The sequence below is a fragment of the Streptomyces sp. NRRL WC-3618 genome (assembly GCF_001280005.1).
Classification (GTDB): Bacteria; Actinomycetota; Actinomycetes; order Streptomycetales; family Streptomycetaceae; genus Streptomyces.
Genome location: NZ_LGDW01000122.1, coordinates 1 through 8,040, shown reverse-complemented (window position 1 = coordinate 8,040; position 8,040 = coordinate 1). Strand labels below are relative to the sequence as shown.

Sequence of the window (8,040 nt, the reverse complement as noted above, 5' to 3'; positions counted from 1 at the left end):
GACGGGGGAACCCCAGACAGGCTGGGGACTGTCACCGTTGCTCTTGCCGGTGGCGCCGCCTTCACCTTTTCCTATGCCGAGCATGTGGAGTTGTTGCGGGCCGCCGGGGCCGAGGTTGTTGTGTTTGATCCGCTTCGGGATGAGCGGTTGCCGGACGGGACACGGGGGTTGGTCATCGGGGGTGGGTTTCCCGAGGTGTTCTGTGCCGAGTTGTCCGGCAATGAGCCGCTGCGCAAGGCTGTTGCCGCCCTCGCCGAGAGCGGGGCGCCCGTGGCCGCCGAGTGTGCCGGGTTGCTGTATCTGTGCCGGGAGTTGGACGGGCTGCCCATGTGCGGGGTGCTCGATGCCACCGCCCGGATGACGGATCGGCTGACCCTCGGCTATCGGGATGCCGTGGCCGTGAGTGACAGTTCACTCGCGGCGGCCGGTACCCGGATGCGGGGGCACGAGTTTCATCGGACCGTCGTCGAGCCCGGGGCGGGGGCCGCTCCCGCCTGGGGTGTGCGGGGTGCGGAGCGCCGGGTCGAGGGGTTTGTACAGCGTGGTGTGCACGCGAGTTATCTGCACACGCACTGGGCGTCGGCGCCCGGTGTCGCCCGTCGGTTCGTGGAGAGGTGCCGGACGTCATGAGCAGCAGGAGCAGCGTCAGCAGGCTTGTCGGTGTGGGGGTCGGGCCCGGTGATCCCGAGCTGGTGACCGTCAAGGGCGTCAACGCGTTGCGCGACGCCGATGTCGTCGTCGTACCCGTGATGGACACCCTGGAGCAGGGGCGTGCCGAGGCCACGGTGCTGCACTATGCGGGCGCCGAGAAGATCGTCCGGGTCGTCTTCGCGCTGAACGAGCGGTCCGACCGTGGCCGGCGCGAGGCCGCCTGGGATGCCGCCGGGGCCCGGGTCGCCGAGTTGCTCGCCACGCATTCCGTCGTCGCGTTCGCGACCATTGGTGATCCCAACGTGTACTCGACGTTCACGTATCTCGCCCACACGATCGGGGAGCTGGTGCCGTCGGTCGTCGTCGAGACGGTGCCGGGTATCACCGCGATGCAGGATCTGGCGGCGCGGTCGGGGGCCGTACTGACCGAGGGGACCGAGCCGTTGACGCTCGTGCCGGTGACGGCGGGGGCCGCCGTGCTCAAGGAGGCGCTCAAGGGGCCGGGCACGGTCGTCGCATACAAGTTCGGGCGGCAGGCCCAGGAGGTCGCCGAGGCGTTGCGGGAGAGCGGGCGGATCGGCGATGCCGTGTGGGGGTCGGCTCTGGGGCTGGCCGAGGAGTCCATCCGGCCCGCCGCCGACCTCGACGGTGAGCCGCTCCCCTATCTGTCCACGCTCATCGCGCCGGCGCCGCGCGACGGCGGGCGGGGCGGCAAGTTGTGAGCCACCGCCTCGACGGCGCACGCTCGGGCTCAGCCCGACAGGCCGACCACCAGCCAGATGAACGCCACGCCCGCGATCGTGCACAGCACCGTCGAGTGGGCGGGGTGTTCGTGGTGGGCCTCGGGGAGGATCTCGGCGGCGGCGAGGTAGAGCAGTACGCCGCCGAAGAGGCCGAGATAGCCGCCGAGTGCCTCTTCGGGGATGGTGAAGAAGAGGGTCGAGGCCGCGCCCACGACCGGTGCCGCCGCGTCGGCGAACAGCATGGCCACGGCCTTGCGGCGGGCGTTTCCGTACAGGCTCGTGATCGTGTACGTGTTGAAGCCGTCGGCGAAGTCGTGGGCGATCACTGCGAGCGCGACGGCGAGGCCCATGCCGCCGTCCACCTGGAAGGCGGCGCCGATCGCCACGCCGTCCATCGCACTGTGGCCGACCATGGCGGCGGCTGCCGTCAGGCCCACCTGGGGGGCCCGGCCGCCGTTCGGCCCGTGCTCACCGGTGCCCGTGGCGGCGCCGTGCGCGGCCTGCCGTACCGCGAGCAGACGTTCCACCAGATGGGCCAGCAGAAACCCGGCGACGAACAGCAGCAGCGCCGCCGGTACGCCGAACATGTCCTCGCCCGCCGCGTGCAGCGCCTCCGGCAGCAGGTCGAGGCCGACCACGCCCAGCATCAGGCCGCCGGCCAGGCCCAGGACGAGATGGCGGCGGTCGGTCACACGCAGTGCCGTCCAGCCGCCGGCCAGCGTCATCAGGAACGCGCCGAGCGCGACGAAGACCGCCATGTGCTCTTGCTATCCGATCGACCCGCCTTCGCGCACCTCCACACCCATCCGCATACTCACTGACGTTCACGACATTCCGTACGAGAGGATCTCGCCCCATGGCTCCCACGGCCGACGTTTCGACTGGCGCTCCCACCGGCAAGGTGACGTTCGTCGGTGCCGGCCCCGGCGCCGCCGATCTGCTGACGTTCCGCGCGGCCCGCGCCATCGCCGAGGCGGACATCGTGATCTGGGCGGCCAGCCTCGTACAGGAGGCGGTCCTCGACCATGCGCGTGAGGGTGCGGAGATCCTCGACTCGGCGACGATGTCGCTCGAGGACGTCATCGCCGTGTACGAGCGTGCCGCGCGCGAGGACCTGCGCGTGGCCCGTATCCACTCCGGCGATCCCGCGCTCTGGGGCGGCACCCAGGAGCAGGTCGACCGGTGTGCCGCGATCGGGATCGAGACCGAGATCGTGCCCGGTGTCTCCTCCTTCTCCGCGGTCGCCGCCCTCGCCCAGCGGGAGCTGACCATCCCCGAGATCGCGCAGTCCGTGATCCTCACCCGGCTGGGCGGCGGCAAGACGCCGATGCCGCCGGGCGAGGAGGTACGGGAGTTCGCCCGGCACGGGACGACCATGGCGATCTTCCTGTCCGCCGCCCGCAGTGGGCAGCTCGTACGGGAGCTGCTGGAGGGCGGCTATCCGGCCACAACCCCGGTCGTCATCGCCTATCAGGCGACCTGGCCCGAGGAACTGGTCGTGCGGTGCACGATCGAGACGCTGGAGGAGACGGTCAAGGAGCACAAGCTGTGGAAGCACACCTTGTTCCTGGTCGGCCCGGCCCTCGACGCCAGCGGCACCCGTTCGCACCTCTACCACCCCGGCCACTTCCACGGCTTCCGCAAGGCCGACCCGGAGGCCCGCCGGGCGCTGCGCGAGCGAGGGGCGAGTACGTGATCACCGTCATCGGTACAGGGGTCATCGGTACGGGGACGGGGGCGCCCCTTCCGCCGGACGCCACCGCCGCCGTCGCCGGGGCCGCGCTGGTCGTGGGCGGCCGGCGGCATCTGGCCGCGGTGTCGGCGACGGTGCCGAAGGACGCCGAGCGGGTTGTCCTCGGGGCGCTGGCTCCGGCGCTCGACACCATCGAGGAGTACGTCGGCAAGGAGCGGCCCGTTGTCGTGCTCGCCTCCGGTGATCCCGGGTTCTTCGGGATCGTGCGGGCGCTGTCGGAGCGGTTCGGGGCCGGGCGGCTCGATGTCCGGCCGGGAGTGTCCTCCGTCGCGGCCGCGTTCGCCCGGCTGGGGCTGACCTGGGACGACGCGGTGATCGTCAGCGCACACGGGCGGGCGCCGCGTACGGCGGTGAACGTGTGCCGGGCGCGGCCCAAGGTGGCGGTGCTGACCGGACCGGGCGCGGGGCCCGCCGAGCTGGGCGCGGCGCTGGCCGGCGGGCCGGGCGATGGTCCCGGGGCGCGGGTTCTGGTGGTCGCCTCGGCGTTGGGCGATCCGGTCCTCGAACGCGTCGAGCGGGTCACTCCCGCCGAGGCGGCGGCGCGGGACTGGGGGGACGCGGTCAGTGTGGTGCTCTGTCTGGACGAGGCGCGGACCCTCGCGCCGGGCCCGGTCACGGTCGCCGGGGAGTTCGCCGGGCCCGCCCGATGGGCCCTGGACGAGCGGGAGTTCGCCCATCGCGACTCGATGATCACCAAGTTCGAGGTACGGGCCCTGGCGCTGTCCCGGCTCGGGCCGCGGCTCGGTGATTTGGTCTGGGACATCGGTGCCGGTTCCGGTTCCGTGGCCGTGGAGTGCGCGCGGCTCGGGGCCGCCGTCGTCGCCGTCGAGAAGACACCGGACGGGGCGGAGCGGGTGCGGGCGAACGCCGCCGCGCACGGTGTGGACGTGCGCGTGGTGGAGGGGAGCGCGCCGGACGACCTGCCCGCGTCCTCCGGTGAACTCGACGAGCCCGACGCCGTGTTCATCGGTGGGGGCGGGCATGAACTGCCGGCGATCGTCACCGCGTGTGCGCGGCGGGCCCGGCGGACGGTGGTGGTCGCGCTGGCCGCCCTCGACCGGGTACCGGCCGTGCGGGCGGCGCTCATCGGCGCCGGACTCGACTGCGACGGTGTCCTGTTGCAGTCGTCCCGGCTCGCACCGCTGCCGGGTGAGGTGACCCGGCTCGCGGCGACCAACCCCGTTTTCCTGCTGTGGGGCACGCGCCCGGCGGCGCATACAGACAGACGTACCGGTGATGAAGGAGATGCTCTGTGATCGGCCTGATTTCCGCGACGGCGGCGGGCGCGGCGGCGCGTGATCGGCTTGCCGCCGCCTGGCCCGACCGTACGCGTGTGTACGAGGGGCCGGTCGCCGACGCCGTCCGGCGCGCGTTCGGCGAGTGCACGCAGCTCGTGTGCTTCCTGGCCACGGGGGCTGTCGTCCGACTGGTCGCGCCGCTGCTGTCCGACAAGGCGTCCGATCCCGGTGTGGTGTGCGTCGACGAGGGCGGGCGGTTCGCCGTGTCGCTGGTCGGCGGGCATGGCGGCGGCGCCAATGAACTCGCCCGTGCGGTCGGGCGGTTGCTGGGCGCGGAGCCGGTGGTGACCACCGCGACGGACGCCGTGGGGGTGCCGGGCCTCGACACGCTCGGGATGCCCGTGGAGGGGGACGTCGCGGGGGTCTCGCGGGCGCTGCTCGACGGCGAACCCGTCGCACTGGAGCTGGAGTCGGCCTGGCCGCTGCCCGCGCTGCCCGCCAATGTCGGCGCCGGGGTACCGGGCGCCGGGCCGACGATCCGGGTGACCGACCGGCTGCTCGACGGTGGCGACGCCGGTGCGGGCGAGGTCGTCCTGCGGCCGCCGTCGCTCGTCGTCGGTGTGGGCGCCTCCAAGGGGGCTCCGGTCGACGAGGTACTCGCCCTGGTGCGGGGGGCGTTGGCGGACGCGGGGCTCTCGGTGGCCTCCGTGGCCGCGCTGGCCACCGTCGACGCGAAGGCGGACGAACCCGGGATCGTCGGGGCCGCCGAGCGGCTCGGGGTGCCTGTGGTGACGTACTCCGCCGACGAGTTGGCCGGGGTCGAGGTGCCGAATCCCTCCGACGCGCCGCTCGCAGCCGTCGGTACGCCGTCCGTGGCGGAGGCCGCCGCGCTGCTCGGCGGGGGCGAACTCCTCGTACCCAAGCGGAAGTCGGAGCGTGCGGACGGGGCGCCGGCCATGGCGACCTGCGCTGTCGTACGGCGGACCGGGCGGGGGCGGCTCGCGGTCGTGGGGCTCGGGCCCGGGGCGCGGGATCTGCTGACGCCGCGCGCGGAGGCGGAGTTGCGGCGGGCGTCCGTGCTCGTGGGGCTCGATCAGTACGTCGACCAGATCCGTGATCTGCTGCGGCCCGGTACCCGGATCCTGGAGTCGGGGCTCGGCGCCGAGGAGGAGCGGGCGCGGACGGCGGTGGCCGAGGCCCGGAAGGGGCACGCGGTCGCGCTGATCGGCAGCGGGGACGCGGGGGTGTACGCGATGGCGTCGCCCGCGCTCGCCGAGGCGTCCGACGACATCGACGTGGTCGGGGTGCCGGGCGTCACGGCCGCCCTCGCCGCCGGCGCGATTCTCGGCGCCCCGCTCGGCCACGACCATGTCTCCATCAGCCTCTCCGACCTGCACACTCCCTGGCATGTCATCGAACGGCGGGTGCTGGCCGCGGCCGAGGCGGACATCGTCGTGACGTTCTACAACCCGCGCAGCCGGGGCCGTGACTGGCAACTGCCCAAGGCTCTTGCCGTCCTCGGCGCGCACCGCGAGCCGTCGACGCCCGTGGGTGTCGTACGTAACGCGTCGCGGCCCGACGAGTCCAGCCGTGTCACGACGCTGGCCGGTCTCGACCCGGCGACGGTCGACATGATGACGGTCGTGACCGTCGGCAACACCGCCACGCGGAACATCGCGGGCCGGATGGTCACGCCTCGCGGATACCGCTGGCAGGAAGAGGCCCGATGAACGTTCGTCCGGTACTTCCCGGCTGCCTTCTCAACACCCATACGTTGTGCATTACTTCACCGTCCGAGGAGACATCGTGACCACCCCGCCGCCCGCCCTGCTCATCGCCGGCCACGGCACCCGGGACGAGGCCGGGGCCGAGGCGTTCCGTGACTTCGTACGGGAGTTGGGGCGCCGTCACCCCGAACTGCCCGTCGCGGGCGGCTTCATCGAGCTGTCGCCGCCGCCGCTGGGCGACGCCGTGGCCGAGCTGGTGGAGCGGGGGGTACGGCGGTTCGCCGCCGTTCCGCTGATGCTGGTGTCCGCCGGGCACGCCAAGGGGGACATCCCGGCGGCGCTGGCCCGCGAGAAGGAACGGCACCCGGGGATCACCTACACGTACGGACGTCCGCTGGGCCCGCACCCGGCGCTGCTGGCGGTGCTGGAGCGGCGGCTGGAGGAGGCGCTGGGCGGGGGCGGGCGTACGCCCGCCGACCGGGCCGACGTGACCGTGCTGCTCGTCGGGCGCGGTTCCACCGATCCGGACGCCAACGCCGAGGTGCTCAAGGCGGCGCGGCTGCTGTGGGAGGGGCGCGGATACGCCGGTGTGGAGACGGCGTTCGTGTCGCTGGCGGCGCCGGACGTGCCGTCGGGGCTCGACCGGTGTGTGAAGCTGGGTGCTCGGCGGATCGTCGTCCTGCCCTACTTCCTGTTCACCGGGATCCTGCCGGACCGGGTACGGCACCAGACGCAGGGCTGGGCCGCCGCGCATCCGGAGGTCGAGGTGCGGTCGGGCGAAGTCATCGGTCCGGAGCCGGAGTTGCTCGATCTGGTGATGGAGCGGTACCGCGAGGCGGTGCAGGGGGACCTGCGGATGAACTGCGACTCGTGCGTGTACCGGATCGCGCTGCCCGGATTCGAGGACAAGGTCGGGATGCCTCAGCAGCCGCACTTCCATCCGGACGACGACGGGGACCACGATGGTCACCATCATGGACATCACTCCCAGGGGCACTCGCACTCCCATGCACACTGACGGGCACGACCTGCGGCACCACGGGGACGCCGAAGTACGCGACGACGGCGCCAAGTTGGTCGACCTCGCGGTGAACGTCCGGGCCGGCACTCCGCCGGCCTGGCTCCGTGAGCACATCGCCGGGTCACTCGACGGGCTCGCCGCGTATCCCGACGGGCGGGCCGCCCGGGCGGCGGTGGCGGCCCGGCACGGGGTGCCCGTGGAGCGGGTGCTGCTCACCGCCGGGGCCGCGGAGGCCTTCGTGCTGCTGGCGCGGGCCCTGAAGGTGCGGCGGCCGGTGGTCGTGCATCCCCAGTTCACCGAGCCGGAGGCCGCCCTGCGGGATGCCGGGCACAGTGTGGACCGGGTGCTGCTGCGGGCGCGGGACGGGTTCCGGCTGGACCCGGCGCTGGTGCCCGAGGACGCCGACCTGGTCGTGATCGGCAATCCGACGAACCCGACGTCGATCCTGCATCCGGCGGCGCTGGTGTCCCGACTGGCCCGTCCCTGGCGGACGTTGGTGGTCGACGAGGCGTTCATGGACTCGGTGCCCGGGGAGCGGGAGGCGCTGGCCGGGCGCAGCGATGTGCCCGGCCTGGTGGTGCTGCGGAGCCTGACGAAGACGTGGGGGCTGGCGGGGCTGCGTATCGGGTACGTGCTGGCGTCGCCGGAGACCATCGGGGAGTTGGAGCGGGCGCAGCCGTTGTGGCCGGTGTCCACGCCGGCGCTGGCCGCGGCCGAGGCCTGTGTTTCGGGGCGGGCGCTCGCGGAGGCGGCGGAGACGGCGCGTCGTATCGCCGCGGACCGGGCTCATCTCGTTGCCGGGCTCGCCGAGTTCGGGTCGGACGGGGTGCGGGTGGTGGGGCCGGCGGAGGGGCCGTTCGTGCTGGTGCGGGTGGAGCGGGCCGGGGTGGTGCGGGCGCATCTGCGG

Annotated in this window: 7 protein-coding genes and 1 pseudogene; 7 read left to right on the top strand and 1 reads right to left on the bottom strand. The window is 73.2% G+C overall.

Annotated elements, in window-relative coordinates; all coding sequences use genetic code 11:
• A pseudogene (locus ADL01_RS15125) lies at positions 1-630 on the top strand (cobyrinic acid a,c-diamide synthase); the annotation flags it as partial.
• Complete coding sequence (gene cobI / locus ADL01_RS15120) at positions 615-1,373, top strand: precorrin-2 C(20)-methyltransferase (protein ID WP_053742509.1); 759 nt, start codon at positions 615-617, stop codon at positions 1,371-1,373. The pseudogene ADL01_RS15125 and the gene cobI, both read left to right, overlap by 16 nt.
• Before the next feature lie 29 nt (positions 1,374-1,402).
• On the opposite strand, the gene ADL01_RS15115 is transcribed toward cobI, so the two are convergent.
• Positions 1,403-2,152, bottom strand: a complete 750-nt coding sequence (locus ADL01_RS15115; protein ID WP_053742508.1) for a ZIP family metal transporter — start codon at positions 2,150-2,152, stop codon at positions 1,403-1,405.
• A gap of 98 nt (positions 2,153-2,250) precedes the next feature.
• Here ADL01_RS15115 and cobM point away from each other — a divergent pair, with 98 nt between their 5' ends.
• From cobM to cobC, 5 genes are all read left to right on the top strand, one after another.
• Positions 2,251-3,090, top strand: a complete 840-nt coding sequence (gene cobM / locus ADL01_RS15110) for a precorrin-4 C(11)-methyltransferase (protein WP_053742507.1) — start codon at positions 2,251-2,253, stop codon at positions 3,088-3,090.
• Positions 3,087-4,403: a precorrin-6y C5,15-methyltransferase (decarboxylating) subunit CbiE gene (cbiE, locus tag ADL01_RS15105; RefSeq protein ID WP_234354637.1), complete on the top strand. Its 1,317-nt coding sequence runs from the start codon at positions 3,087-3,089 to the stop codon at positions 4,401-4,403. Before cobM ends, cbiE begins: the two co-directional genes overlap by 4 nt.
• The gene (gene cobJ, locus ADL01_RS15100) at positions 4,400-6,115 is read left to right on the top strand and encodes a precorrin-3B C(17)-methyltransferase (RefSeq protein ID WP_053742506.1); all 1,716 of its coding nucleotides are present in this window, start codon (positions 4,400-4,402) and stop codon (positions 6,113-6,115) included. Before cbiE ends, cobJ begins: the two co-directional genes overlap by 4 nt.
• A gap of 76 nt (positions 6,116-6,191) precedes the next feature.
• Entirely contained in the window at positions 6,192-7,130 is a 939-nt protein-coding gene (locus ADL01_RS15095; protein WP_053742505.1) for a sirohydrochlorin chelatase, read from the top strand.
• On the top strand, positions 7,120-8,040 hold a 921-nt coding region (cobC, locus tag ADL01_RS15090; RefSeq protein ID WP_199834830.1), incomplete at its 3' end, for an Rv2231c family pyridoxal phosphate-dependent protein CobC. The genes ADL01_RS15095 and cobC, both read left to right, overlap by 11 nt.